Raw genomic sequence first — 780 nt, 5'->3', positions numbered from 1 at the left:
ATTGATGAACCCAGCACGGGGTTACATCCGGCCGATATCACTAAACTAAATACGCTGATCCAACAATTGCGTGACAAAGGTAACACTATCCTGATGGTCGAACATGACCCAGATGTCATTAAAATCGCAGATCATGTCATTGACTTAGGCCCTGGGGCAGGTGATAGCGGTGGAACAATCACTTACCAAGGCGATTTGAATGGATTACGCACATCAGGAACATTAACGGGCAAATACCTGTTTCAAACAACTCGCCTTAATCGAACGCCCAAAAAGCCGACTGGCTATATCCCTGTCAGGAACGCAACGCTACACAACCTTAAGGAAATATCTATCGATATCCCGTTGGGTATCATGCTTGCTGTCAGTGGTGTGGCGGGTTCCGGAAAAAGCTCCATGATGATGGGAGAAGTTGTTCCTTTATGTGCCAATGCTATTGTTATCGACCAGAAGCCCATTCATACCTCGAAACGCTCCCATATTGCATCATGGAGTGGGATTTTTGATCACATCCGGGAGCGCTTTGCATTGGTGAACCATGTGGATAAATCCTGGTTTTCTCCAAATGCCAAAGGTGGATGCCCGGAATGTAAAGGGTTAGGCGTGATTGAAACCGATTTGGCCTTTATGGATTCAATATCCTTGCCTTGCGAAGCCTGTCAGGGGCAAAAATTCAATCAGCAAGCCTTAAATTATAAATACAAAGGAAAAACGATTGTTGATCTCATGAATCTGAGTATTACTCAGGCCTCAAATTTTTTTGCGGGAGACAGTCAAATT

Annotated in this window: 1 pseudogene; it reads left to right on the top strand. The window is 44.6% G+C overall.

Annotation, left to right across the window (positions count from 1 at the left end):
• Positions 1-780, top strand: a pseudogene (locus PSI15_RS18295) (excinuclease ABC subunit UvrA); the annotation flags it as partial.

It is taken from the genome of Xenorhabdus sp. PR6a, from assembly GCF_028599065.1.
Taxonomy (GTDB): domain Bacteria; phylum Pseudomonadota; class Gammaproteobacteria; order Enterobacterales; family Enterobacteriaceae; genus Xenorhabdus; species Xenorhabdus doucetiae.
Note: the sequence above shows the minus strand (reverse complement) of the source record. Positions and strands in the feature narration are given on the sequence as shown.